At 28.6% G+C, this 353-nt stretch carries 1 protein-coding gene; it reads left to right on the top strand.

Annotated elements, in window-relative coordinates; translation table 11 throughout:
- Positions 1-353 (top strand): hypothetical protein (locus tag AWT72_RS09905; RefSeq protein WP_197407683.1); only part of this gene is annotated, 353 nt, incomplete at both ends.

Genomic DNA, 353 nt, shown 5'->3' with positions numbered 1-353 from the left:
GATGATTTTATAAATTTACTACCTAGAAGAAATAAACCTTTTAATATTAAAGATTTTACATCTAGTGGATTAAGTCCTAATGCTTTATTTTATGATGGTTTAACAAAAGCTCAAATGCTAGGTGAAACAACAACTCCATTAAACCATAAACCAAACTCATCTAATAGTGGTAGCAGTTCTGGCAGTGGTTCTGGTGGAACTAGAATTGTAGATTTAAGTGGAAAATACGAAAAAATAGATAAAAAACATTCTGTCGGCAGTGATGCTAAAAAATATATAGAAGAAGAATTATTCGAAACTAACAAAAAAGCTATTGATATAATTAAACAACTTTCAAAAGGAGAAAACATAGT

The sequence above is a fragment of the Oceanivirga salmonicida genome (assembly GCF_001517915.1).
In the GTDB taxonomy this organism is placed as follows: Bacteria; Fusobacteriota; Fusobacteriia; order Fusobacteriales; family Leptotrichiaceae; genus Oceanivirga; species Oceanivirga salmonicida.
The sequence above is the reverse complement of the archived record's forward strand: the minus strand, read 5'-3'. Positions and strand labels throughout refer to the sequence as shown.